The following is a 26,996-nucleotide window of genomic DNA, read 5'->3' on the forward strand; positions in this document are numbered from 1 at the left end:
CATACCTTCGCGATATCGCTTGGTTCGAAGTGACGCCAAAAAAGCTCCGTCCCATCGGGGTATTTTTTGGCGTTTTTTTCTCCGGTTTAAAGGAGAAAACCACGATGAAACCTATAAACAAATACGTAAAAATCGGGCAGCTGTTAAAAAGTTTGAAGCAACCCGATTATCGATACCGGCAAATCATGGACGCCGTCTTTAAGCAAAGAATCGCAAGTTTCGAACAAATGACCCTGCTGCCGAGACCGCTGCGCGAAGTACTGAGGAGGGAGATTGGAGAGCGTGTTTCCGGCATAACGCCGATTTTGGAGAAAAGCTCGAGTCAAGTCCATAAGGTTCTATTCTCCATCGACGGGGGAGAGCGCGTAGAAGCGGTCCGCTTAAGTTACCGGCGCGGGTGGGAATCCTATTGCATTTCCTCTCAGTGCGGCTGCGGATTTGGCTGCCGGTTTTGCGCCACCGGGACGATGGGGTTAAGGAGGAACCTGACGGCGGATGAAATCACCGATCAGTTGCTGGAATTCCACTTGCGCGGATATCCCTTGGACAGCGTATCTTTCATGGGGATGGGGGAAGCGCTGGCTAATCCGCAGCTGTTTGACGCGCTCCATCTGCTGACCGACCCGCAGCTATTCGGGTTAGGTCACCGAAGAATCACGGTTTCCACGATCGGCATTTTGCCGGGAATCCAAAGGCTCGGGGATGAGTTCCCGCAAGTGAATCTGACATTCTCGCTGCATTCGCCGTTCGATGAGCAGCGCAGTCAGTTGATGCCGATTAACGACCGGTTTCCGCTGCAGGAGGTGCTGTCCGCACTTGATCGCCATATTAGGAAAACGGGGCGAAAGGTGTATATTGCCTGCATTTTGCTGCGGGGGGTCAACGATTCTCCGGAACATGCGGAAGCGGTGGCATCCTTATTGCGAGGACGAGGAGAAGGGGAGCACCTCTATCATGTCAATTTGATTCCTTACAATTCGACGGATGCAACGCCCCAACATTATGAGTCATCCGATCGATCCCTTGTGAACCGATTTGTCCGTATCCTGAAATCCAAAGGGATTCATGTGACGGTCCGAACCCAATTCGGCGGCGATATCGATGCGGCCTGCGGTCAGTTGTATGGGGCGGAGCAATAGAGCAGAGCTGCCAAGGCGGGTGAGGGGATGAAATGTTGTAAATTGTACAACAATTTAACCGAGTCCAAGGCGTTCGAGGCCGGATTGTTGTAAAAAATACAACAATAATACAGCAGTAGGCCCAATCTACCCTATAATGTTGTATGAAATACAACAATCGGTCGGCAAAGCCTCGATATTTAAAAACGCGCGAGTGCCAGCTCCAGTTGAGAGCTTGATTCGCGCGTTTTTCACGTTGTGACTAGAGGCGTATAAATAATTTGGGTTGACTCCCTAATTGATAATGAATATCATTATCAATTAGGGAAAAGGGGGTGAATTTCTGAATACGACAGACGCCAATAAAAAAATGGGGAACCTCTATTACCTCATGATCCTATTTTTGATCGGACTGATTCTGCTATCTGCCGTATATTCCGTTTCGATCGGGCAAGTGCATATTCCGTTCAAACAAGCCATGCAAATCATGATTCATGCATTGACAAACGGCCAATGGGGATCGCTGGATCAGGTTGAAAGCGAATCCTACTTGAATATTATTTTGCAAGTCAGGATGCCTCGCGTCATTTTCGCTCTCCTCATCGGCATGGGGCTTTCGTTGTGCGGTGCCGTCATGCAGGCCGTTGTACAAAATCCGCTCGCTGATCCCTACATCCTCGGCATTTCTTCAGGTGCTTCGCTAGGGGCCACTTTTGCCATTTTGGTCGGGTTTGGAAGCGGCGCTTTATTGTCCCAGTTCGGCGTAGCTTTTGGCGCCTTTGTCGGCGCAATGATCACTTCGTTCGCCGTGCTTGTTCTCTCCAGTATCGGCGGAAAGGCTACATCGGTGAAGCTCGTTTTATCCGGGGTTGTCATCGGCGCTTTGTGCGGCTCGTTTTCGAGCCTGATCATCTATTTTGCCAACAATGCGGAGGGCATTAAGACCGTTACTTTTTGGTCCATGGGCAGTTTGGCTTCATCCAGTTGGGAGAAAGCGCCGGTGCTGGCGGTTATCGTGTTGCTTGGCAGCGCCCTGTTTCTCTTTCAACACCGGGTGCTTAACACCATGCTGTTAGGCGATGAATCCGCCATTACCCTCGGAATCAACTTAAGCGCCTTTCGCAAATTTTATATGATCATTACCGCGCTTATTACCGGAACCATGGTAGCTTATGCCGGAATGATCGGTTTTGTGGGCCTCATCATCCCGCATATATCCAGAGGTGTATTTGGTGCGGAACATAAGCGATTAATGCCGGGAACGCTGCTGCTGGGAGGATTGTTTCTGATCTGGTCGGACATTTTATCCAGGACGCTGATTCATAACGTCGAATTACCTATCGGGATCATTACTTCTGTGATTGGTTCGCCATTATTTATCTACATGATCGTGAAAAAAGGCTACAATTTCGGAGGGTAAACCATGGAATTGACCGCGAAAGAAATAGAGATCAAGATCGGCAAAAAAGAAATCGTCAAAAACGTTTCGATTCGGGTGAAAAATCAACAATTCGTGGGACTCATCGGCCCCAATGGATGCGGTAAATCAACTTTGTTAAAAAGTATCTATAAAAGCTTAGTGCCACAGAAAGGTACCGTTTTTCTGGATGAATTGGATGTCTTGAAAACCTCCGAAAAAAAAGTTTCGCAGCGATTAGGGGTGGTGAGCCAATTTAATGAAATGAATTTTGATTTGACGGTGCAACAAATGGTGATGTTGGGCCGAACGCCGCACAAAAAGATGCTGGAGACGGATAAACAAGAAGATTATGCGATCGTCGAGGAAGCGTTAAGGAGAACGAATTTGCTGGATTACCGGGACCGCAGTTATTTATCGTTGTCCGGCGGCGAAAAACAGCGGGTGATTCTTGCGAGAACCATTGCGCAGCAGCCCAAGTTCATGATATTGGACGAACCTACGAATCACTTGGATATTCGCTATCAGCTGGAAATTTTATCTTGCGTGAAGGAGTTGAAGGTTGGCGTGTTGGCAGCTCTTCACGATTTGGAAATGGCCGCGCATTATTGCGATTATCTTTATGCGATCAAAAATGGCGAAGTGTATGCGCACGGCACGCCGGATCAAGTTCTGACGCCGGAAACCATCGAGTCGCTCTATCAAATCAAATGCCAGACTTATATTAATCCGGTTACAAACGGGTTAGGCTTCGCATATGGAATATAGAAGGGGAGAAGAGGTTGTGAAAAAGAAGGTATGGCTAGGCATCGCCTTAACGTTCATGTTGACCTTAACGGCTTGCGGAGGGGCAGCGAATAGCGGCTCGGCGGAAGAGCAAACTCAAGCCCTAGCGGAAAGTCATTATCCATTAACGATCCAAAACTATACGAAAGCGGAAGGCGGCACCGTGTGGGAGAAGAAAGAGCAAGTGTTCGATAAAGCGCCCGAACGGATCATGGCCAATACCAGACCGGCGGCAGAACTGTTATTGCATTTAGGACTAGCCGACAAAATTGTCGGAGTTGGGGCAAACTTCGGCGCGCCGGATAAAGCGGTGGAAGCTGAATACTCCAAATTGAATATTTTGAGCGATGAATATGTCGGAAAAGAGGTTACTTTGGGAACGAACCCGGACCTGGTCTATGGCCGGGGCGGATTATTCGATAACGCCGACTGGGGAGTGGGAACGGTCGATACACTGAACGACATGGGCATTAAAACCTATGTCCTTGAGTCTTCGGTATCCGGGGGAACGTACGACTCGATCTATCGGGATATCGAAAATTTGGGCGAGATTTTTAGCGTACAAGATAAGGCGGATCTTTTCATAAAAGAGTTAAAAGAGAGACAAGCCGCCATTAGCTCGAAACTAGCTGTCATTACTGAGGGAAAAACGTTCGCCTATTTACATATAAGCGATCCCAACGAAGTGAACGTTTATGCCGCTCACCAAGAAACCTTCTTTAACGATGCCTTCAAAATGGTGAAGCTGGACAATATTTTCAAAGACGAAGCCGGAGAGGTAAGTGTCGAAACGCTGATTGGGGCAGATCCGGACGTATTGATCATTCCGAATTGGGACACCTCCGACGGCTCTAATGCGAATAAGCTTAAGGAAGCGCTTTATGCCAACCCCAAATTATCCAGCATGAAAGCGATCAAAAACAAGCAAATTTATGCGGTCGACTACAACTATATGTTCGGATACGGCTACAATACGATTGACGGAATGGAAGTGTTGGCCCAAGAAATGTATCCGGATCTGTTCAAATAGAAGGCAATTGAGGGCTACTTGAACCGGGAGGGAGTTGCGAAATCCGTTGATTCGAAGATTTTTTGCTTATTATCGGCCCTACAAGCGGTTGTTTCTGCTCGACTTCGGCTGCGCCATGATTGCCGGCTTATTGGAGCTTGCGTTTCCGATCGCCATTAACGTGTTCATCGACGATCTGCTGCCGGGCAGCAAGTGGAACCTGATCGTTGGGGCATCGCTTGGCCTTGTCGCATTATATGCGGTGAGCGCGATACTGACGTACATCGTCAATTACTGGGGTCATATGCTTGGCATCAACATCGAGACGGACATGCGTCGCAAGCTGTTCACGCATATTCAAAAGCTGTCGTTTCGTTTCTTCGACAACACCAAAACCGGCCACCTGATCGGCCGTCTGACGAACGACATGAATATGATCGGCGAGATGGCGCACCATGGACCGGAGGATTTATTTATTGCCGTGATGACGCTCGCCGGCTCTTTCGCGCTGATGCTGTCGATCAATTGGCAGTTGGCGCTGCTGACCTTCATCATCGTACCGGCGATTTTGTGGGTGGTTGTTCATTTCAATCAAAAAATGACAAAGGCGATTCACCAGTTGTTTCGCGATATCGGTGATTTTAACGCCCGGATCGAGGACAGCGTGGGGGGCATTCGGGTCGTTAAGGCGTTCTCCAACGAAGCGCATGAGGAAGCGCAGTTTGCCGTCAACAATGGACGTTTCCGCCTGACGAAGCTCGCCTCCTACAAGCTGATTGCCCGAAACGGTTCGATCAGCTACGTGATGATGCGGTTTGTTACGGTGTTTGTCATGGTATGCGGCACTTGGTTCGTCATTCGGGGCCGACTTTCTTACGGAGAGTTTGTCAGCTTCCTGCTGTTGACCAACGTGTTCTTCCGTCCGATCGAGAAGATCAATGCGATCGTGGAAAGTTATCCGCAAGGGTTTGCGGGATTCAAACGTTATACGGAACTGTTGGATACGGATCCGGATGTGGAAGATGCGCCGGATGCCGTGGAGATGAAACCGTTTGAGCGAGAAATCCGTTTCCAAGGCGTATCCTTTGGATACGAGGGGCAGAAAAAGGTGCTCGATCGGGTGAGTCTTCGTATCCGCAAAGGCGAAACGGTTGCTTTCGTCGGTCCGTCCGGCGCGGGGAAAACCACGCTTTGCAGCCTTCTGCCGCGTTTCTACGAGGTGGAGAGCGGGGCGATTCTCGTCGACGGCGTGGATATCCGCCGGGTGACGCAGGAATCGCTGCGCAGCCAGATCGGCATCGTGCAGCAGGATGTATTCCTGTTTTCGGGGACGATCCGCGATAATATTCTGTATGGCAAGCTCGGGGCTAGCGAAGACGAAGTATGGGAAGCCGCCCGGCGGGCACAATTGGACGAATTCATTCGCAACCTAGAGAATGGAATGGAGACCGTCATCGGCGAGCGAGGCGTGAAGTTGTCCGGCGGCCAGAAGCAGCGTCTGGCGATCGCCCGCATGTTCCTGAAAAATCCGCCGATCCTGATCCTCGACGAAGCGACTTCGGCGCTCGACACCGAGACGGAGCTGGCGATTCAGCAGTCGCTTATGGAATTGTCGCAGGGGCGGACGACGTTGGTCATTGCGCATCGGCTGGCAACGATCAAGGAGGCGGACCGCATTGTGGTCGTCACCGATCAAGGCATCGCCGAACAGGGCCGGCACCAGGAGCTGGTGGCCGCAGGCGGCATTTACAGCCGCTTGCACCGGGCGCAATTTGGCACTTAAAGGCGGGAGGAAAACAGATAACGCGGGGCGGGCAATAGATAGTGGCATGATTGAATTAGTTATATATTGGGGACAAAGAAAACCAAGACGGCCGCGACATCGCGGGTCTTGGTTTCTTTTACATGACGAAATCCCTTTACGAAGGACGCAATCCAGGAGAGTGGGGCATATACATATCACTAAGTGAATCTGAAAGGGGTGGGCTCCATGCGATTTACGGTGCAATATATCCCTCTTAACAAGCTTAGACCCGGAATCTCCGTTCAACTTACGCAGCGAATCAAAGACCTTCGGAAAGCCGCGCAGGATTGCATGCATCTGATGATTGTCCGCAAAAGCCGAAAGGATGGAGGGTATGTCATTCTCAGCGGAAGTCACCATTATGAATTTTTAAGAAAGCATACGAAAAAGGCGGTTGCCCCTTGCCTCGTGGATGAAAGCAGGGCTTCGGCCCGCCTCAATTCGTGGGTACACCGTTTGCGAAAACCAAACCTGCCTTACGAAGTACCGCAGATCCAGCGGGGAAGGACTTCGGCGAACAGCTGGTCGATCATTCGCAAATTTATGAAGCAAGAGCCTCGGTTCAAACAATTATCCCGTACGCAGCAGCTCAAAGTGCTTCGGCTTGCGCTGCAATATCGGAAAACGACGATCTCCTCGATGAAAGCGAATGTCGACGGCTACTTGAAGCCGACCCAAAAGACGGGATAAGCCTCATGATGACTTCCGCACCGGTCTGATATACTTAAAAAACCGCTCCGGATCATGATACATGTAAATGATTCTGCCGGGGGAAGTATCCAGGCAGTAACCGGTGCCTGCAAAATCAAAAGTTGCCATTGCTTGTTCCAGCTTTTCCTCCACACTGCGATTTTCTTGCTCATAATCGAACGGCCCGTGTTCAAAGACAAGATAATCGGCTTCGGGAATATCAGTCAAAAGCATTTGTGGGGGGATTTCGCCTTGATAATCCAAAGGAAGTCGTACACCATAACACTCTGTACGTGGAATCCCCCAACCGCAGAGTCTGCCGTCCGGATCAATGATGTATGCCATAATCTGACCGCTGCCGCTGTTCGTTACGCTCCCGCCATCGTCATCCAATTTACCCTTGATGCTATCGAGCAGGCCGCTTATGGTTTCGCAGTCCTGACCGGGAATAAGGCTTTGCTTTTGCCAAAAATCCCAATACCCATTACTCTCACCGTTTTTGATATGCAAAAATTTGTGCGCGGGAATGGTTACAAAATAAACGTTAACCCCATCTGTAGATTTGATCATCCCAATCTCTCCCAATCCGAAAAAGTAACGGTCGAAAGGGGTGATTTTTGTACGAAGGGCGACAGGCTTAGGCTGTTTTCGATATTCACTTGGAGTTACACCATAGGTTCCCTTGAAAGCTCGCGTAAAAGCTTCATGCGATGAAAAACCATATTCAAACGCGATATCCAACAGACTTTTGTCACTATCGCGAACCTCTTTTAGGGCAAAGGCCAATTTTCTATGCCGCAGATAATCCCTAAATGGCATGCCCGATATTTCTTTGAATTTTCTCGTCGTATGAAATTCGGAATAACCTAACTTGCGGGAAAGAAACCGAAGCGATATCGCTTCACCGTTACGATGTTGAATACACTCGTCAATTTCATCAACGATGATTTGGATTTGCTTGTGCCACTCGTACATTCGTCCATTCACCTCGTTTCAACCATTCTATAGCCACTATAGAATATTGGGAATGGCTTTGCTTGATTTTACTTGCGGAAATGAGAGGAACTATTTTATTCCCGCATCGTTCATCGGAGCCGGTTTGCCTTCCAAAAAAAGGATTAGTATAATGTTCATATCTTTTTCGTAGACCGATTTATACCATTTCTCGCGAAAGGGGCAGATGCATGCCATGAAATTTAACGAATACCGCTATGAACGCCCGAATGTCCAAGCGTTCCGGCAAGCGTTCAAGGAACTTCTGAGCGCATTTGAAGCGGCGGATACATATGAGGAACAGGACCGGATTATGCGGGAGATCAACCGGCTGCGGAGCGGCTTCGACACGATGCAGGAGATTGCCGGTATCCGGCACACGATCGATACCAACGACGCTTTCTATAAAGCGGAGCAGGATTTTTTCGATGAGAACGGCCCGGTCGTGCAGGAGTACATCACGGACTACTACCGAGCGTTGGTCGGCTCGAAATTTCGCGCGGAGCTGGAACAAAAGTGGGGAAGTCAGCTGTTCCGGCTCGCCGAGCTTTCGTTGAAAACGTTCAGCCCCGAGGTGATCGAGGATTTGCAGCGGGAGAACAAACTGACGACCGAATACGCTAAGCTGATTGCATCGGCCAAAATCCCGTTTGACGGCGAGGAACGCAATTTATCCCAGCTGATTCCGTTCCAGCAATCGACGGATCGGGAGGTTCGCAAGCGCGCGGCCGAAGCGGCGTACGGTTTTTTGGCCGAGCATGAGGACGACCTGGATCGTATTTACGATGAACTGGTCCAGGTCAGAACGAAAATTGCCAAGCGGCTTGGCTTCCGCAACTTCGTGGAACTCGGGTACGCGCGGTTGTCACGGACGGATTACGATGCCGATCGGGTGGCGAATTTCCGGAACCAGGTGCTGGAGCATCTTGTGCCCGTCGCCACGAAACTGAAGGAACGGCAAAAGAACCGGATCGGTGTGGACCGTCTGTTGTATTACGATGAGAGCTTTGCCTTCAAGTCGGGGAATGCGGCGCCGAAGGGCGATCCCGAGTGGATCGTGAAGAACGGGGCGAAGATGTACGCGGAGCTGTCCCCGGAAACGGATGAGTTTTTTACTTATATGACGGAAAATAAACTGATGGATCTTGTGGCCAAACAAGGCAAACGGAGCGGGGGATACTGTACCTATATTAGCGATTACAAGGCGCCGTTCATTTTCTCGAATTTTAACGGAACGTCCGGCGATATCGATGTGCTGACGCATGAAGCCGGGCATGCTTTTCAGGTCTATGAGAGTCGGAACTTCGAGGTGCCGGAGTACCATTTCCCGACGCTTGAAGCCTGTGAAATCCATTCCATGAGCATGGAATTTTTCACCTGGCCCTGGATGGACTTGTTCTTTCAAGAAGAAGCCGATAAATATCGGTTTGATCATCTGTCCAGCGCCCTCGTCTTCATTCCTTACGGGGTGGCGGTCGACGATTTCCAGCATTTCGTTTATGAGCATCCGGAGGCTTTGCCGGCGGAGCGTAAACAAGCTTGGCGGGAGATCGAGCGCAAATATGTGCCTTATCGAAACTATGCGGATAACGCCTATTTGGAAAGGGGCGGTTTTTGGCACAAACAGAGCCATATCTTTAATTCCCCGTTTTACTATATCGATTATACCCTGGCGCAAATCTGCGCGTTTCAGTTCTGGAAGAAGATGCACGAGGACCGCGAAGCGGCTTGGGCCGATTACTTGCGCTTGTGCCGGCAGGGAGGCAGCCGTTCCTTCACGGAGCTGGTAAAGACGGCCGGCTTGATTTCGCCGTTCGAAGACGGCTGTGTCACTTCGGTCATCGGAAGCATTGAAGCTTGGCTTGACGGAGTGAACGACCAAGCCCTATAAACTAGGAAGCTTGCGGCAAAGCTGCGGGAGAAAAGAAGCAGAGACTTATGGGGTCTCTGCTTCGGATGTTTTGGCCGAACGTTTGGCGTTCTGTTTGACGCGCTGATCGATGCCGGCTTCGCCCTGGATTTCGGCAGCCGCTTCCATTTGATGGTTCAGTTGCTTCTCGATTTGACCGATACCGTGCGCGCCTTGGTGGTTTCTGCTGGATGCCATCGCTTACCTTGTACCTCCTATGTGGGATGTCGGGTTCAGGGCGCCATATCGGGAAGAAATATGCAACCGGCGGAACGCGATCCTATAGATGGCGCTGACCCCCAAGGGCGTACCTGTCAAATGAATCTTCAATCAAAATTGAGGAGAGATGCGAAAATGAGTTCTTTGGTTCTTGAGTTTCAGGATCTGGATAAAACGATGCTTCCGCGTGTTGGCGGAAAAGGGTTGAATTTGGGGGAACTATCAAAAATCCAAGGCATCCAAGTACCTGAAGGATTTTGCTTGACAACGGCAGCCTATCAAAGAGCCATCGAACCCAACGGAACGTACCATGCTTTGCTGGGGCAACTAACCAAGCTAAAAACCGAAGACCGGGATCCAATCCGCGAGCTCGGCGGGAAGATTCGGCAAACCCTGATGGATACGGAAATTCCTTCCGATGTTGTGAAAGCGGTGGTTCACCATCTCTCCCGGTTCGGCAAAGAACAGGCTTATGCGGTGCGTTCCAGCGCGACGGCGGAAGATTTGCCGAATGCCTCTTTTGCCGGACAACAGGACACCTATTTAAATATCATCGGCGTCGATGCCATTTTGCAGCATATCCGCAAATGTTGGGCATCCCTCTTTACGGATCGCGCGATCATCTACCGAATGCAAAACGCTTTCGACCACCGGCAGGTTTATTTATCCGTGATCGTTCAAAGAATGGTTTTCCCCCAGGTTTCCGGCGTTTTATTTACCGCCGATCCGATGACCGGAAATCGAAAGGTGCAATCCATCGATGCCGGTTACGGACTTGGGGAAGCGCTGGTGTCCGGCTGGGTATCCGCCGATGGTTATCAAGTGTGCGAAGGGGAAATCGTCGAGAAGCGAATCGCGGCCAAAGCATCGGCGATCTATGGGCGAAAAGAAGGAGGAACCGAGGCAAAGCCGATCGATCCCGATCGGCAAAGGACGCAAGCCCTAGCGGACGAGCAAATTTTGCAGTTGGCGGCCATCGGCAGACGGATCGAAGCTCATTTCGGCCAGCCGCAAGACATCGAATGGGGTTTGGCTGACGGCATCTTCTATGTGGTTCAAAGCCGTCCCATCACGACTTTATACCCGATCCCCGAAGTGAGCGACCAAAACAAGCACGTTTATATCTCCGTTGGACACCAGCAAATGATGACGGATCCCATCAAACCATTGGGATTGTCTTTTTACCTGTTCATTACTCCAGCACCTATGCGTCATGCCGGCGGGAGGTTGTTTGTTGATATTGCGCCTAGGCTGACAACTTCGGCCGGCCGGCAAGCTTTATTAAACACCCTGGGATCCGATCCGCTCATCAAAGGCGCACTTGAAACCTTAATCGAGCGAGATTTTATCAAATTGTCCCCCCAAGATCCCGCGGCGCCGGTGCCCGATACAAGCAGTTCGGCTATGCCTGTACAACTGGAGAACGATCCTTCCGTCGTATCCGATTTAATGAAGCGAACTCAAGCCTCGATCGAAGCGTTGAAACAAAACATCCAAGCGAAATCGGGAGCGGATTTGTTTGATTTTATCCAGGAGGACATCCAGCACGAATTAAAGAAGATTTTATTCGATCCGAAAAGTACGGCCGTGTTTATGTCTGCGATGGACGCTTCCGCATGGATTAACGAAAACATGTACAATTGGTTGGGCGAAAAAAACGCGGCAGATCCGCTTTCTCAGTCCGTGCCGGGCAATATTACTTCCGAAATGGGATTGGCGCTGCTGGATGTTGCGGATGTGATTCGTCCTTATCCGGAAGTCATTGCGTATTTGCAACACGCCAAAGAGGATCTCTTTTGGGAGGAACTGGTGAAGTTGAAGGGCGGTCAGGAAGCGCGCGACGCGATCAACGATTTTCTCGGCAAATACGGAATGCGGTGTACCGGAGAAATCGATATTACACGAACCAGGTGGAGCGAAAAACCTATTGCGCTTGTCCCGATGATTCTGAGCAACATCAAAAACTTGGAGCCTCAGGCCAGCAGCCGAAAATTCGAACAAGGGCGGCAGGAAGCTTGGGCCAAAGAACAGGAGTTATTGGCGCGTTTGAAAGCATTGCCGGACGGCGAACAAAAGGCGAAAGAAACCAAACGGCAGATCGATCTCATTCGGAATTTCATCGGATATAGGGAGTACCCCAAATATGCTTATATCAGCCGCTTCTTCATTTACAAGCAAGCTTTGCTGAAAGAAGCCGACCGGCTCGTACAATCGGGTGTGATTCAGGAAAGAGAAGATGTCTACTATCTTACTTTTGAGGAGTTTCACAAAGCCGTACGCACAAAGCGGCTGGATGGCCGGATCATCGCCAAACGAAAGGACGGCTACAAATGGTATGAAAAGTTAACTCCGCCGCGCGTGATCACGTCGGATGGCGAAATCATTACGGGGGCGTACGACCGAGATCAACTCCCCTCCGAAGCGATTGCAGGCCTGCCGGTTTCTTCCGGGGTTGTCGAAGGGCGGGCCCGCGTCCTCTTAACCATGGAAGGGGCGGAGCTGGAGAAGGGGGATATCTTAGTCACCGCCTTTACCGATCCCAGCTGGACCCCTTTATTTGTAAGCATTCAAGGCTTAGTCACCGAAGTTGGCGGGCGGATGACCCACGGAGCCGTGATCGCGCGGGAGTATGGCTTGCCGGCTGTCGTCGGCGTGGAGAATGCGACCCAACGGATCAAAGACGGACAACGCATTCGCGTGAATGGAACGGAGGGGTATATTGAACTCTTGTAATGGGGGGTAGCATCACGAATGTATCGAGTATCATGTTGCTCTCAACGGAGTCTAATAGGCCCAGAATGGTGAGGAGGATCAATGCAGAGATGGATTGAAATCCCTCCCGTAACGGTTTAGTTGTGATATACTAATAGAAGAGAAAGTTAGAGGGAGACGGGATAGATGGATAAACTGGACTTGATCCTCCAGAAGCTCGAAGCTCTTGAGGAGGGACAAAAAGCTCTTCAAAAAGGACAACAGGCCCTTGAAGTTCGGCAAACGGCTCTAGAAGCGGGGCAAAAAGCTCTTGAGGTAGGACAAAAAGAACTTTATCAAATCAGTCTCGCGATGCGTGACCGGCAAGAAGAAACCGATGCAAAGCTGGAAGCGTTGGTGATGGATGTACATAAACTGTACGGCAAAGTAGAGGCGCAAAATGAAAAGCTGAATGCCGTGTCCGATGAGCTGCACACATTTCGCAGGGAAACGAGAAGCAACTTTCGCAAGATAGAAGGTCACATGAAAATGTACGACAATGACCTGGATGAAGCTTTAGAACGTATTGAACAGCTGGAATCCCGTCAATAAATGCATTCACGCACGGAAGTCATCGTGCAATCTGCGCAGGCGGTAAGCGTTCATGGCGAATTCGCGCAGCTCCTCGAGAATGGTGTAATTCGCCCATGCGCCTGCGAAAGCGCCGATCCCGGGCAACATCTGCAGCATTTTTCGGAAGTCGATAGCGTCGCGATACTCGATCTGAAAGGTCTCCCAGTCCATAGTCTGGGAGTATTCGGCGTCGGAGCGCCATTGTTCCTGTTCTATATGCCAATGCTTGATGGAATGGAGCAATCTGGCACGGTTTTCCGGCCCCGAAAACGTCATTTGAAATACCTTGAGAATGAATACACGCTCGGAAAAGTGTTTGGTGTCATAGCCATAAACATGCGCCAACTCGAATAAAAATTTCATCTTGATCGCAATTAACGCAGGAAAGTCTACCATGCCAAGTATGATGCCGCCAGCTCCGGTTCCGGCACCTTCGGCAACCGCGATTTTTTGATACAGGGCAAATAGCTCTTTCGCTTCTTGATCGGCAGACTCCAGTTCCGGAGTGAACTGAACCGAGCGGCTAGGGGTATATTCCGCGCCGAATAACGCCGTACGCACAATTGATCGTATGGTGGTCGTCATGATGCTGTGCACCTTCGGGGGAATGAATTGGTTTATGCGATTGCCGATGGTTTTTGAAGTTTTCTCCAGCCATCCCGGCGGTTTGAACATTTTTTGTTCCCAGTCGGCAATTTCTCTTTGTACTTTATGTTCATAGTTCATGATCAATCGCACCTCCCAAACACTTAGCCATTATTTTAACGAAGTTCTCCGTGATTCGGAACAGACCGGGGCAGGGAGCGGGCCTCGACTTAAGTCCAGAATCAACTGCAGTAATGTATAGTATGCCCGGGTGTCGGAGGACAAGAACATAGACCCATTGAAAGTCGCTTTATTAGCGGCTTTTTTGTTTTATCGGTACAAGTTCTAGTCCCGAGTCAAGGACAAGAACCATCTCTAAATCGATATTGCCTTGGTGTCATGCCAACAAACTTTTTGAATTGACGCATGAAGTGAGTGTCATTTTCGTAACCACAGGTGCTAGCAATTTGATTTATTGACATCTCGCTGTGATCCAAAAGATATTTGGCGTGCTCTAGCCTCCCGTTAATCATATCGGTCATTACAGAGCAACCAAATAACTGCTTGTAGATATGTTGGAAATAAGATTTACTCAAACTTAAACGTGCAGCCAGTTCAGTTACAGAAACGTTCTGGTGAGGAGAGCGATAGAGTTCATTACGTAATTCGTTAAATCGGATGTAATAACGATGGAGTTGATGAGGAGCCGTTCGTTCCCGCAAATCACTTAATTTCATGAAAAAGGACCGAAGATCGCAGTCTATGATACGCTCACGCAACGTTCCGTTAAGCCGGTTCACATTCTGTAGTTCCATGATGGACCTGGAAATCAGTAGCGGATCAGATGCTTCAATTGGAGTGTCCAGAGGGAAGTTTAGTTCTGCAAGAAATTCATTCATATTTTCGCCATAACAATGAAACCAGTCATTAATGAAAGGGCTCTTTATTTCGCAGTAAGCATGGGGAGTCTCGGGTTGAAAAAAGACAAAAGTATTCTTTTCGACGATCAATGTTTGCCCATTCAACTTCAACTCTGCATTGCTATTAAAGAATACAAAAGTGTAATGACCAGAACCTTTCGGACGATTTCTTCTAATTCCTTCATGGTGGATGGTATGAAAACCGCATGAAATTAATTTCAGCATCCGTTCACGCTCCCAGCACAATATATCAGTTTTTGATGATTATAGTTTATTGTGGAGGATTATACAACGACCTATACTAATATAAAAACTACATCTTGATGAAAGGAGAACACATGGGGGACGATAGGAAGTTTTGGGTGGATACCTTAGTTCGAATTACGCAGCCTGTTCTACATTCATTATCGGAACGTCGGATGGTGTTAGAGATGCCTATCGAAGCGAGAGAAGGTGATCGGTCCAATTACACATACTTGGAAGCATTCGGACGTACCTTAGCCGGAATGGCACCATGGCTCGAACATGGACCACGTTCTGGAGAGGAAGGAGAAATTCGATCTAACATGGCCGTGATGGCGAGGCAAGCCATCGAGGCGGCTACTGATCCAGCTTCCCCGGATTATATGAATTTCACAAAAGGAGGACAGCCTTTAGTTGACGCAGCCTTCCTTGCCAACGCCGTTCTCCGTGCTCCAAACGAGCTGTATGCCATGCTTGATGATAAAGTGAAAGCAAATCTGATTTCAGCTTTGAGATCTACGCGGGTGATCCGTCCGGTTTTTAGCAATTGGCTCTTATTTAGCGCCATGATTGAAGCCGCTCTGTTCCGTATGGGCGTAGAAGATTGGGATCGTGTGCGTGTAGATTATGCTTTAAGACAACATCAGCAATGGTACAAAGGGGACGGGGTGTACGGAGATGGGCCTGCGTTCCACTGGGATTATTACAACAGCTTTGTCATTCAGCCCATGTTGGTCGATATATTGGATGCAATAGGAGATCAATTTGAAGATTGGACTACACTGCAAGTCAAGGTGTTGAAAAGAGCCGTACGTTATGCTGCCGTTTTGGAACGGTTAATATCACCTGAAGGGACCTTCCCGCCACTGGGCAGATCACTTGCTTATCGTTTCGGGGCATTCCAGCATCTGTCTTTAATGTCACTTAGGGAAGAGCTCCCGGAAGGACTGTTACCAGCTCAAGTCCGTTGCGCACTTACGGCCGTCATCAGGAAGCAGATTCAGATGCCGGGTACATTCGATGATTCCGGCTGGCTTCGCATTGGCTTTGCCGGCAGCCAACCTGAAATTGGAGAAGGGTATATTTCGACAGGCAGCTTATATCTGTGTACGACGGTATTTCTAGCGTTGGGGCTATCACCGGAAGCTGAATTCTGGCAAGGAGAGGCAGAGTGGACTGCGCTGAAAGCATGGTCTGGTGGAACAGTTCAAATAGATAAAGCAATCCCGGGTGAAATGTAGGCGCTTACAATAAGAAGGGAGAGATTACGGATGACGGTTGAATCAAATTGGGTGCAAGAAGCATGGAATCAAACGAAGGCAAAGGTGAAGCATGTTCATCAGCGTATCGGAGATGGATTCCCACATGCAAGTCAAAATGGAGAATACCGATTGGAACCAGCCTCCTGGTGGACTGCTGGCTTCTGGCCTGGATTGCTGTGGCTTATTTATCAGGATACGCAAGATGAGGATTTGAAAGCATCCGCAGAATCATGCGAACGCCAGCTGGATGTATTATTGACCGATTCGAATAAAATAGATCACGATATTGGTTTCATGTGGACTTTAACAAGCGTAGCAAGATATAAAATTTTAGGATCAGATGATTCGAAGCGAAGGGCTTTACTTGCCGCCAACCTTCTCGCTGCGCGTTTTAACTCCCAAGGGAAATTCATCCGTGCGTGGAATGGTAAAGATGTTGCAGGTTGGGCCATTATCGACTGTCTGATGAATCTGCCACTGCTGTATTGGGCGTCAAACACAACAGGAGATCCGCGATACAAGCACGTCGCAACCAATCATGCGGATACCGTGTTAAAGCATTTTTATCGGACGGATGGCTCGGTTGCCCATATTGTATCTTTTGACCCTGAAACCGGAGAAAAGCTTGAAGTGAAGGGAGGGCAAGGCTACTCACCTGAATCAGCATGGTCACGTGGAGCGGCATGGGCGATCTATGGAATGAGCCTGAGCTACCATTACACAGGCAACCAACAATACTTGAATGGCGCCAAAAAAACAGCTCAATTTTTCTTAGCCAATTTACCACAAGATTATGTTCCGGTTTGGGATTTCCGTTCGTCTGAAGAGAGCCGTACGGTCCGTGACTCATCGGCTGGAGCCTGCGCAGCTTGTGGGCTTCTGCTTTTAGCAGAACAGGTTGACGGAGATGAGGCAAGGATCTATAGCGAAAGCGCGAAAAAAATACTCCATTCTTTGTATACAAATTATGGAGCCTGGGAATCGAAAACGGAGGAAGGTCTTATTTTACACGGAACGAGTCATTACCCCGAAAAACAAAATGTCGATGTCCCATTGATTTACGGGGATTATTACTTTACGGAAGGAATCTCCTTATTGATGGGTAACCGGAATCGCTTCTGGTAAAGCAAATAAATAGGCTTGTGTTGGTTTCTGCTGAGAAGCGAAGCCAACATGAGTTTTTTTTATTGCTCATTTTGGAAAGGGAACAACTTATCCACGGATTCGCCCACCACGCGTCGTTGAGCGAATGGATTGCGCTTGCAAGAAAAGTCAATTGCCAGAAATTCTTATCAGGGTCAGCTTATATTTTGAGCTTTTCCTTCTTGGTTTTCTTTAGCGCACACAACATATGATATGCCTTTACTTCGTTACATAGATTGCTGCAAAAAGCGTTGGTTGCCGGAAATTGCCCCAGCCCCTATGCTGACATTAACCGCTCCCGGTCAGACCTGAACACGGATGATCCGGGTGAACGGTAAACCAGCAGATGGAGGTGTAGGGGATGGCTTCCCGAACGGACACAGCCGGCAATAGAAAAATAGAAAGCGATTACAAGAAGAGCCAGGCTGCGGAGCGAAGACGAAGTATCTGGAAAGGCGTAAAGCGCGATCGCTTTTTGTATCTGCTTGCGCTGCCGGGCATCGTGTTCTTTATCCTATTTAAGTATGTGCCCATGTGGGGTATCTTGATCTCGTTTCAGGATTATTCGCCTTATCAGGGGATGTGGGCAAGTCCGTGGATCGGTTTCGAACATTACATCCGTTTCTTTTCGAATCCCGACTTTCTGATCTTGTTCCGAAACACGATGGCGATCAATTTGCTGTCACTCATCTTTTTCTTCCCGCTGCCCATTTTGTTATCGGTCATGATGAACGAGCTGCGCGGCAACAAGTTCCGCAAAACGATTCAGTCGATTGTTTATCTGCCGCATTTTCTGTCTTGGGTCATTATCGTTGGTATTACGTTTCTTCTTCTGTCTACCGGCGAAGGCATTGTCAATCAACTTCTGGTAGCAGCCGGTTTCAACAAGATCGACTTTTTGACCAATCCCAATTACTTCTGGATTCTGTTGACCGTCCAGTCGATATGGAAAGATGCAGGCTGGGGTACGGTATTGTTCCTTGCCGCGATGGCCGGGATCGATCCGCAGTTGAACGAAGCAGCGAAGATCGACGGAGCGGGACGCTTGCGGCAGATCTGGCATATTACGCTGCCGGGCATCCGTTCGGTCGTCATCATCCTTCTTATTCTGCGGATTGGACATATTATGGACGTCGGTTTCGAGCAAGTCTTCCTGATGATGAACGGCGCCGTATCCGAAGTCGCAGATGTATTCGATACTTATGTTTATAGGCTAGGTATCAAGCAGGGACAACTCAGTTTCAGTACTGCCGTCGGCGTGTTCAAATCGTTTGTAGGCCTGATCCTCGTTATCGGAGCGAACAAGTTAGCCAAGAAATTCGGCGAAGACGGTGTTTATTAAGAAGACGATGTTTATTAAAAGGAAGGTTCATAAGTTCCAACCGGAGTAAAGAAAAGAAAGGAGGGCGGGTTTCCTATGCTCCAGTCCAAAAAGGATCGTCTATTCAATGCAACTAATCTGTTTTTCCTAACTGTAATCGGTCTGGTCACGTTGTTTCCTTTGTATTACGTGCTGGTCGTGTCGTTCAGTGACCCGGCAGAATTCATTCGCAACAAAGCGACGCTTTTCCCGAAAAAGTGGAGTCTCGATTCTTACCGGTATTTGTTGTCCACCAATTCTTTTACGCGTGCAATCGGCAATAGTGCGTTTCTGGCTACCGTCGGCACGATGCTCAGCTTATTTGTAACATCCTGTCTTTCTTATGCCCTGTCTCGGAGACGACTGCAGGGGCGGCGGGTGATGATGCTGTTGATTCTGCTGACAACGCTCTTCAATCCCGGTATTATTCCACCTTACCTGTTAATCCGCGATCTCCATTTGATCAACAGTACCTGGTCATTGATTTTGCCGGTGCTAACGAGCGGGTGGTATGTATTATTGATGAAAGGTTTCTTTGACAGTATCCCGTCCAGCCTGGAAGAAGCGGCCCGTATTGACGGCTGCAACGATATCGGAGTCTGGTGGCGTATCATTTTGCCGCTGTCACTGCCGTCGCTGGCCGCATTTGGCCTGTTTTACGCTGTAGCGTACTGGAACACCTTCTTCACCGCGCTGCTCTATATCAACGATTTCAACAAGCAGCCTCTTCAAGTCCTGCTGCAAAACATGCTGATCGACTCGTCGACGGCGTCAGGAGGAACGGCAGCGGTCGAGATAACCGCGGAGCAGCAGATTCCGTCGGAAACATTGAAAATGGCCGCCGTTGTAATCGCAACTGTTCCGATCCTTATGGTATATCCATTTTTGCAAAAACATTTCGCAAAAGGCGCGATGGTTGGTTCGGTGAAAGAGTAAGCGCTGGTACAGGCAAGCTGAATTATATATCCGAATAAAAGGGGAGATTCAAGTGAGAAAAAGAATAGGAGCGAAATTGGGGCTTGCATCCATTATGGCGCTGTCTCTGGTTACAGCGGCCTGCGGCAGTCAAAACGCGGAAACCGGCGTGCCGGAAGATGGAAAGCCGATGCCGGTCAGTATCATGTCGATGTATTTTACACCTGAACCGCCCGGAGAAGACAATGTGATCACTCAAGAGATCGAGAAGAGAACGAATACCGACCTCAATATCACGTGGGTATCACCGAACAGCTATGGCGACAAGGTCAACGTTACGCTGGCGTCGGGTGACATTCCCGATCTGATGCTGGTCGACGATCCTTTCTCGGCTCAGGTACGTACTATGGTGAAGCAGGGTGCGTTCTGGGATCTGACGCCTTATATTCAAGACTACCCTAACCTGTCTGGGTTTCCGAAAGAGTCCTGGATCAACACCAAGCAGGCCGACGGCAAAAATTATGGGATTCCTCGGGTACGTCCGGTTGAAGGAGGTCCATTCCTGTTCCTGCGTAAAGACTGGCTGGACAATCTGGGCATGGAAATTCCGGAAACGACAGACGAATTTTACGAAGTGCTCAAAGCATTTACGAAAAACGACCCGGACGGCAATGGTAAAGACGATACGATCGGATTCACAGGATTGGTCAATCAAAGTAATATGGGCGGCTATGGGGCAATCGTCAGCGCATTCACGCAAAATACCGGAGATTGGAAAGATGTCGACGGCAAGCTGGTCAACGTTAACCTGTTGCCGGAAATGCGCGATGCTCTGGAATGGTTAAGCAAAGCTTATGCTGAAGGGTTGATCTCGGAAGATCTCGCCGTTCTGAAAGAGAGCCAGACCAAGGATCAGCTGAATGCGGGCCGTGCGGGCGCTGCCGTCAACACCGTCGAAGCGGCGTGGGAGCCAATGGAAGCGAATCTGAAGAGCAACCCGGACGCGGATTTTCTGCCGCTTGTCTCCATGAACGGCTGGAACAACAAAGACGGCGGATTCTTCGGGATGTTTGTGATTCCCAAAACGGTATCGGAAGAAAAAATGAAAAAACTGCTTGAACTGATGGACTACGGCGCGTCGGAAGAAGGCGGAACACTGGCCAGCTACGGTCTGGAGGGTGTTCATTATACGGAAGAGAACGGAATCAAGATGGCGACGGAGAAGGCCAAGACCGATATCGTCGGCTCGCAGGCGCTTGGCCAAATCTTCATGAATTACGACAAATACATGCGCGCGTATCGGGGCGGTATGCCGCTGGAGATTTTTGAACGGAACAAAAAGATCATCGACGAGCGTGCAGAAATAAGTGTTCCTGACAGAGCGATTGGATTGTATTCGGAAACGAATATTTCGGTGGGACCTGAGCTGGCGAAGAATATTCAGGATATGAAAACCAAGATTATACTCGGCAAGCTGTCGCTGTCGGACTGGGACAAATTTGTTGAGAAATTGAAAAACGATTCGGATCTGCAAAAAATTACGGACGAGCTGAATCAGGCTTATGCCGACCGTCAAGCGGAGCAATAAGCGGCAGTCTGAATTATTCCGCAAATGGTGCATGTAAACAAGGGAGTCTCCGGAAGCGGGGACTCTATTGTATATGTTCCCTTTCTTATACAATTATGTAGTGTATTATGTAGACTGTTAATAGTATAGAGAAGAAGGGGGAGCAGGAGTGACTGATATTCGAAGCTGGCTAAATTTTCGGTTGACGAGTCGTAGCCGGGAAGGAAGAGGACGCTTTTATCGTTACAGCCTGATCCTGGCACTGTGCATGTCGAGTATCCCAACAGCGGTTATCGGCTTCTCGTCTTATGTGCTCGGTACGCAGCACATCGAACGCGAGGTGATGAGCAGCCACCGGGCACTCGTTAAACGCTCGGCAGAAAGCATGGACGAACTGTTCGTGCAGGTGGAACAGTCTGCGGCCCGTTGGGCGCTAGATCCGAGACTTGACGGTGATCTGAGAAGAGCAAATCTTCGTTTGGAATACCAGAGAACCCAGGAGCTGTATCGCTTTCTGGGACTGATGAAAGCGTCTTATCCGGAGCTGAAAGACGCACAGCTGCTGCTTGCTCGTAACGAGCCGCTTTTGCTGTCGGATACGGAAGGTTTAAGGAAGATCTCGTTCACAGAAGATAGTAAGCGGTTTCATAGTATTGTTGATGCTCCGTCCGCTTTGTATTGGCTGGATAATTTTCGTTGGACGGCTTCCGAGAACGGAGAGGTCGTATTAGTCCGGAAGCTGCCCGCTTACGGAGATCCTTACGGAGCTCTTCTATTGAACATGGACAGAGATAAAATTGAAGAACGGATGCGCCGGGTATCGTTCGATGATAAAGGCGCTTCGTTTCTATATGCAAGTTCCGGACCACCCATGATCCGCATGTCGGATGTGCCGTCGGATGATCCGATGCGAACCCCGACTTTCGAATCCGCGCTGCGTGAGGAGCTTCGAACTCAGGTCTCGGACACACCGGGCTCTTATCTGTTCAAATGGCAGGGCAAAACCTACTCCGTTTCCCATAGCCAACTACATCGTCCGGGGGTTGAATGGACTTATGTGACGGTGTCGCCTTTAGAAACGCTAACTCGTCCTGTCGTGCTGCTCTCACGTTCGCTGCTCTCCGTGAGTTTGGCCGGTATGCTGCTAGCGCTGCTGATCGCCTGGTTGGCTTCGCATCGATTGCACCGGCCGATAGGTCGATTGGTACAAATCCTAGGCAGCCAGTTTTCACCGGCGCTCGGTCAGCCTTCGGGGGACAGGGCCGTCGGGACGGCAGAATCACCTGAACAAGAAATAGGCCTGAGCGGACTGCTGCGGAAAATCAGCATAAGCCAGCGTTCCAAAAACGGACCTGACGGTACCGGAATAGAGAACAATATGCATCCCTACGACGAGCTGGACTATATCGAGACGAGTTGGCGCGGTCTATCCGATGCCAAAAGAGAAGCCGAAGCCCGGCTTGAACACACGTATCCCGAATTGAGATCGGCCTTTTTGATGCAGCTGATGCAGGGGCATTATCAGACATTGAGCGAGCGAGAACTGCTGTCGCGAATGGAAAGATTCGGATGGTCGATCCATCCCGACGAGCGGATGTTAGATTTCTTGCTGCAGGTTGGCGTGCTATCACCACCGGAATCGAAGTTCCGTGAAGAAGATGAACTTCTGATGACGTTCGCTGCCGCCAACGTAGCCCGTGAAATTGTGGAGCAGCGTACCCAACGTGCAATCGTTGTAAATTTTCAGGATTTGACCGCTGCCGTGCTGATTCCTTATTCCATGGATGAAAGCGGCGTGACAGCCGAGACGGATCGAGAACATATGCACGGTTTGCAAAGTTCAGCCGAAAAGATCCAAGGGGATACTGCAAATGAAGAGGGCGCTGTACAGCGGCTGAACGTACTGGGGAAAGCGCTGGCGGGAGAGTTGGCAGGTACGATACGCTCTGTGCTGCGGCTGCAGACCCTAGTGTGCACAGGCAGTGCTTCCGGAATTCGGGAAGTGCCGGAGCTGCTTCATTCTCTGCGAGCTGCGCTGCGCCATATTCAGCATGACGAAGATTGTCGGGTTCTGCATCTGGATGAATGGATGCCGGATCTAGATGGGCAGAGCACTTATCCATTCGAGCTCGAACGTGAGCTACTCCGCAGTGTCAAGCTTGGCCAAATCGAGGAAGCGGCCCGGCTGACGGATGAATTTATCGATGAGCTGGCACGCCGAGCGGCCTCGAAGTCGGAAATGCGTAATCTGACTTTGCATCTGCTCGGCAGTCTGCTGCACACGATGATGGAGAACGGCGCTCCATCCGAGCACGTCGACTTTATGGGACTGTATGAACGTCTTGCCACTATACGCCAGCCCAAAGCAATGGCCGCCTTTATGCGTACACAGGTATTGGAACCTTATGGCCGCGAGATCGACGGTAGCGATCGGCTGTATGCTGATCGTCTCGCCGAACGAGTCAAGGAGGAGATCGAACGTGATTATACGGCAGATTTCTCTCTGGAGAGCTGTGCGGAACGTTTTGGCGTCAGTTCTTATACGCTCAGTCGCTCATTCAAGCAGGCCTATGGGAAAAACTTCGTCGATTATGTGATGGAACTTCGTCTTGAACGGGGCTGTGAGCTGCTGTGCACGACCGATCTCAAAGTGAACGAGATCGCCGAGTCGGTAGGTTATCATCCCTCGTATTTTATCCGGCTGTTCCGCAAGCAGAAAGGCATGACGCCCGGGCAGTACCGAATGAAGAAAAACGGATAAATTGGGCCATTGGGAGGAGCTCGATATTGTGGTATCCAGCCGGGGAAAAGCAAGGCTTGTGAAATAAATAGAATTATACTGAGGTAAGAATAAGTAAGGCGCCGTGCTGGAACACGACTCCTAAGCACAACACAATAAGGGGCACGGCAAGAATTCCTTCTTTTTTGAGCCACTAACAGACAAAGCTTAATGGGGGTTCCCGCCAGCATTTTGATATCGTACGATAACCAAGAAACAAAAAAACCGGATTCCATTCATAAGGAATTCCGGCTCTCCCCATGTCAGCATCCTATTACACTAAGCACTCATTAGTATAAGCGAACTAACCTAGTCATCAGAATCATAAAAAACTAAAAATGTTCTTATTTCTCTTGCTTATTCAGACTGGACGTTAGTGCCCAAAACAAAAGGGCGAAAGCACTGACAGATGCACCTAATAGACATACTCCGTTCCATCCAAAAATTGCGTAAATATTGGTTGAAGCAATTGAACCTGTTGCACTGCCAATAGAATAAAAAATCATGTAAGCAGCAGTAAGTCGACTTCTCGCTTCAGGACGTACTCTAAAAATCATACTTTGGTTGGTGACATGTACGGCTTGCACAGCGAAGTCAAGAAGGATAATACCAATGATCATACGAACAGGGAGTGATCGATAAAGCTGATTAGGAACCATGATGCTAACAATAAAGCTAGGGAGATGCCTGTTGTTCGCTGCCCTAATCCTTGATCAGCCAGACGCCCTGCTCGAGTAGCAGCTAATGCTCCAGCCACTCCAGCAAGACCAAATGCACCTATAGCAGAATGTGGAAGAGAATGTGGTGTTGAGCTAAGAGACAGTACCAATGAAGTCCACAGAATGCTAAAGGAAATGAAAATTAACAGTCCCAGTATTCCACGAACCAGTAGGATCCTTTCTTGTATGAATAACAAAAGGACGGAACGCAATAGTTTGGGATAGGACATCGATGTTTGTTTGCGTTTTGAATTTGGTAATTTTCTGTATAATAAACTAACGATGAAGAGCATAAGTGCGGCAGACGTAAGATAGATTAAACGCCAACCACCTATATCTGTCAAAATACCAGCAAATACTCGGGCAAGAAGGATTCCTATCACAACTCCACTAGTAACGAAGCCTACTATACTTCCGCGCTCTGCAGGATCAGACAATCTCGATGCGTATGCGACGAGTGTTTGTGTTACAGTAGCAAGCATTCCTACCACAGCCATACCTATAAAAAGTACTGTACTCGAGTGGGCCAAACCAATAACAACGAGAGCGGCAACAGATATTAGCATTTGGCCAATAATCAGTCGCCGTTGGTTCAATAAATCACCAAGTGGAACTAGTAGGAGTAATCCTAGTGCATAGCAAACTTGAGTGATTGTAATTATAATGCCAATAGTTGAGTGATCAATCTTGAACTCATACGATAGTTCATCAAGCAACGGGTGGGCAAAGTATATATTTGCTACAGCCATCCCACAGGCGATTGCAAACAACAGTGCCATATAGCGAGACATGGTTGTGCTGGATCCTGATTGTAACTGATCATCGTGATGTTCAGCAACAATTGTTGTTTTTTCTTTAACCTTCCCCATTATTAACATCTCCTTTGTATACTTAACAGTATAATATACCGATGAGTATAAATGATTCGCAACAAATATAGCTAACATAAAGTTATATTGTCAAGTGATTTGTACTGAATTCGAATACTTTCTCTGGAAAAATATTACTTTTTGACAAATTCACTTTGATTTAATAAGATTATAATATACCAATCAGTATATAAAGGGGGGATTATCTATGACTCGAATTCGGAAAATTGACACGGAAGGGACAATAGATGAATCAAATCAATCATCAGGAAATAACGAATTAAGTGAAACAACTATGGGTGATTCACCATCCTCCAAAATTGCTAAAATCAAACGAACAGATTTTAAAAAGCTTCTTTGAAATTGTCAGATCAGGTTGTAATCCCGAAAGAGCTGAGGTTTTTATGGCGAAGGAGGTTAGAGCGCATCAAATGAATTCATAAAACATGGTAACAATTATAAGGTCACCTAGGAATTATGCTGATCATATAAGAGAAATGATGGGCTCATGGGGGAATTTCAAAATAGAAATTGAAGAATTTATTACTCAAAATCAAAAAGTTTATGTCAGATGGAAGCAGACGGGAATGCATATTGGAGAGTATGAGGGTTATCTACCTACAAATCGGAATCATTGAATTTTTTTGAAAAGAGGGATTTTTTATGGTTCGACAACGTGAATTTGATGAGGAAAGAGCATTAGATGATGCTATGTGGCTTTTTTGGGAGAAGGGGTATAAGGCTACCTCATTAAACGATTTGACAAACAAAATGGGGATACAACGACCAAGTTTATACTCAGCTTTCGGAGACAAAGAGGAATTGTTTGAAGCCGCATTGCGCAAATATATAAAACTACATTCTTCTGACATTCGAAAAAAACTTCAAAACAATCAACCTGTAAAGGAAACATTTCGCACATTTTTTGAAGAATTGGTGGAAGAGGGATATAAAGAAAGTCCGAGTAGGGGATGTTTTTGTATTAATACAATGGTAGAACTTGCTCCTCACGATGAAAAATTTGAAATCCTTACAAGGGAACATCAGATGTATCTTTCGGTCGTATTTCAAGAAACGATTGCAGCAGGTATTAACTCAGGAGAGCTCAAAAGCAGTCTAAACGCTAAAATGTTAGCACAGTCACTAGTTGTTTCATTAATCGGACTTACAGTGTTAATGAAATCCCGTCCGGAGCGCTCATTTGTAGATAATTCTGTAACGATGATATTATCATTATTAAAATAAATTCAGCAGTGAGGGTGGTCTATTTCTTTTTCATATAGATAAATAGCTAGTTATACAACAAGAGGGCAAGGTACAAAAGTTACAGAACCAAACTAAACGAGTGCAATAAATGAAGTGAAT

At 48.4% G+C, this 26,996-nt stretch carries 22 protein-coding genes and 1 pseudogene; 18 read left to right on the forward strand and 5 right to left on the reverse strand.

Going from position 1 to position 26,996, the window contains the following annotated elements; genetic code table 11:
- Positions 1-104: 104 nt before the first annotated feature.
- The 6 genes from ACZF99_RS12495 (at position 105) to ACZF99_RS12520 (ending at position 6,824) form a co-directional block, all read left to right on the forward strand.
- A complete protein-coding gene (locus ACZF99_RS12495; protein ID WP_483612234.1) occupies positions 105-1,139 on the forward strand; it encodes a Cfr family 23S rRNA (adenine(2503)-C(8))-methyltransferase in 1,035 nt (344 codons plus the stop codon).
- Positions 1,140-1,488: 349 nt separating this feature from the next.
- Positions 1,489-2,538, forward strand: coding sequence for a FecCD family ABC transporter permease (locus ACZF99_RS12500; protein WP_483612236.1), 1,050 nt, complete (start codon positions 1,489-1,491; stop codon positions 2,536-2,538).
- A 3-nt stretch (positions 2,539-2,541) separates the two neighbouring features.
- The gene (locus ACZF99_RS12505; protein WP_483612238.1) at positions 2,542-3,303 is read left to right on the forward strand and encodes an ABC transporter ATP-binding protein; all 762 of its coding nucleotides are present in this window, start codon (positions 2,542-2,544) and stop codon (positions 3,301-3,303) included.
- Positions 3,304-3,319: 16 nt separating this feature from the next.
- The gene (locus ACZF99_RS12510) at positions 3,320-4,351 is read left to right on the forward strand and encodes an ABC transporter substrate-binding protein (protein ID WP_483612240.1); all 1,032 of its coding nucleotides are present in this window, start codon (positions 3,320-3,322) and stop codon (positions 4,349-4,351) included.
- A gap of 46 nt (positions 4,352-4,397) precedes the next feature.
- A complete protein-coding gene (locus ACZF99_RS12515; protein WP_483612242.1) occupies positions 4,398-6,113 on the forward strand; it encodes an ABC transporter ATP-binding protein in 1,716 nt (571 codons plus the stop codon).
- A gap of 183 nt (positions 6,114-6,296) precedes the next feature.
- Entirely contained in the window at positions 6,297-6,824 is a 528-nt protein-coding gene (locus tag ACZF99_RS12520; protein ID WP_483612244.1) for a hypothetical protein, read from the forward strand.
- 3 nt (positions 6,825-6,827) lie between these two features.
- Here the strand turns inward: ACZF99_RS12520 and ACZF99_RS12525 are convergent, their stop codons facing one another.
- Entirely contained in the window at positions 6,828-7,799 is a 972-nt protein-coding gene (locus tag ACZF99_RS12525) for a helix-turn-helix transcriptional regulator (RefSeq protein ID WP_483612246.1), read from the reverse strand.
- A gap of 214 nt (positions 7,800-8,013) precedes the next feature.
- Between ACZF99_RS12525 and ACZF99_RS12530 the strand changes: the two genes are divergently transcribed.
- Positions 8,014-9,708, forward strand: a complete 1,695-nt coding sequence (locus ACZF99_RS12530; RefSeq protein ID WP_483612248.1) for a M3 family oligoendopeptidase — start codon at positions 8,014-8,016, stop codon at positions 9,706-9,708.
- Between the two features lie 45 nt (positions 9,709-9,753).
- Here the strand turns inward: ACZF99_RS12530 and ACZF99_RS12535 are convergent, their stop codons facing one another.
- Positions 9,754-9,924 (reverse strand): hypothetical protein, encoded by a 171-nt coding sequence (locus ACZF99_RS12535; protein WP_483612250.1) that lies wholly within the window; start codon positions 9,922-9,924, stop codon positions 9,754-9,756.
- A gap of 156 nt (positions 9,925-10,080) precedes the next feature.
- Here ACZF99_RS12535 and ppsA point away from each other — a divergent pair, with 156 nt between their 5' ends.
- Together ppsA and ACZF99_RS12545 are read left to right on the forward strand one after the other, a co-directional pair.
- Positions 10,081-12,678 (forward strand): phosphoenolpyruvate synthase, encoded by a 2,598-nt coding sequence (ppsA, locus tag ACZF99_RS12540; protein ID WP_483612252.1) that lies wholly within the window; start codon positions 10,081-10,083, stop codon positions 12,676-12,678.
- A gap of 165 nt (positions 12,679-12,843) precedes the next feature.
- Positions 12,844-13,248, forward strand: coding sequence for a hypothetical protein (locus tag ACZF99_RS12545; RefSeq protein WP_483612254.1), 405 nt, complete (start codon positions 12,844-12,846; stop codon positions 13,246-13,248).
- 6 nt (positions 13,249-13,254) lie between these two features.
- On the opposite strand, the gene ACZF99_RS12550 is transcribed toward ACZF99_RS12545, so the two are convergent.
- On the reverse strand, positions 13,255-13,995 hold the full coding sequence (locus tag ACZF99_RS12550; RefSeq protein ID WP_483612256.1) for an EcsC family protein: 741 nt from the start codon (positions 13,993-13,995) through the stop codon (positions 13,255-13,257).
- Positions 13,996-14,210: 215 nt separating this feature from the next.
- Entirely contained in the window at positions 14,211-14,999 is a 789-nt protein-coding gene (locus ACZF99_RS12555; protein WP_483612258.1) for a helix-turn-helix transcriptional regulator, read from the reverse strand.
- Positions 15,000-15,112: 113 nt separating this feature from the next.
- Between ACZF99_RS12555 and ACZF99_RS12560 the strand changes: the two genes are divergently transcribed.
- From ACZF99_RS12560 to ACZF99_RS12585, 6 genes are all read left to right on the forward strand, one after another.
- The gene (locus ACZF99_RS12560) at positions 15,113-16,258 is read left to right on the forward strand and encodes a DUF2264 domain-containing protein (RefSeq protein WP_483612260.1); all 1,146 of its coding nucleotides are present in this window, start codon (positions 15,113-15,115) and stop codon (positions 16,256-16,258) included.
- 30 nt (positions 16,259-16,288) lie between these two features.
- Entirely contained in the window at positions 16,289-17,404 is a 1,116-nt protein-coding gene (locus tag ACZF99_RS12565; RefSeq protein ID WP_483612262.1) for a glycoside hydrolase family 88 protein, read from the forward strand.
- A 379-nt stretch (positions 17,405-17,783) separates the two neighbouring features.
- The gene (locus tag ACZF99_RS12570) at positions 17,784-18,764 is read left to right on the forward strand and encodes an ABC transporter permease (protein WP_483612264.1); all 981 of its coding nucleotides are present in this window, start codon (positions 17,784-17,786) and stop codon (positions 18,762-18,764) included.
- A gap of 75 nt (positions 18,765-18,839) precedes the next feature.
- Positions 18,840-19,718: a carbohydrate ABC transporter permease gene (locus tag ACZF99_RS12575; protein ID WP_483612266.1), complete on the forward strand. Its 879-nt coding sequence runs from the start codon at positions 18,840-18,842 to the stop codon at positions 19,716-19,718.
- Positions 19,719-19,770: 52 nt separating this feature from the next.
- On the forward strand, positions 19,771-21,285 hold the full coding sequence (locus ACZF99_RS12580) for an extracellular solute-binding protein (RefSeq protein ID WP_483612268.1): 1,515 nt from the start codon (positions 19,771-19,773) through the stop codon (positions 21,283-21,285).
- A 181-nt stretch (positions 21,286-21,466) separates the two neighbouring features.
- Complete coding sequence (locus tag ACZF99_RS12585) at positions 21,467-24,025, forward strand: helix-turn-helix transcriptional regulator (protein ID WP_483612270.1); 2,559 nt, start codon at positions 21,467-21,469, stop codon at positions 24,023-24,025.
- A 362-nt stretch (positions 24,026-24,387) separates the two neighbouring features.
- Here ACZF99_RS12585 and ACZF99_RS12590 read toward each other — a convergent pair.
- Positions 24,388-25,631, reverse strand: a pseudogene (locus ACZF99_RS12590) (MFS transporter).
- A 208-nt stretch (positions 25,632-25,839) separates the two neighbouring features.
- Between ACZF99_RS12590 and ACZF99_RS12595 the strand changes: the two are divergent.
- The 3 genes from ACZF99_RS12595 (at position 25,840) to ACZF99_RS12605 (ending at position 26,876) form a co-directional block, all read left to right on the forward strand.
- A complete protein-coding gene (locus ACZF99_RS12595; RefSeq protein WP_483612272.1) occupies positions 25,840-25,992 on the forward strand; it encodes a hypothetical protein in 153 nt (50 codons plus the stop codon).
- A 139-nt stretch (positions 25,993-26,131) separates the two neighbouring features.
- Positions 26,132-26,269: an ester cyclase gene (locus ACZF99_RS12600; protein ID WP_483612693.1), complete on the forward strand. Its 138-nt coding sequence runs from the start codon at positions 26,132-26,134 to the stop codon at positions 26,267-26,269.
- Positions 26,270-26,294: 25 nt separating this feature from the next.
- The gene (locus ACZF99_RS12605) at positions 26,295-26,876 is read left to right on the forward strand and encodes a TetR/AcrR family transcriptional regulator (protein WP_483612274.1); all 582 of its coding nucleotides are present in this window, start codon (positions 26,295-26,297) and stop codon (positions 26,874-26,876) included.
- Positions 26,877-26,996 lie beyond the last annotated feature (120 nt).

The organism is Paenibacillus sp. JL3B1040 (genome assembly GCF_057063165.1).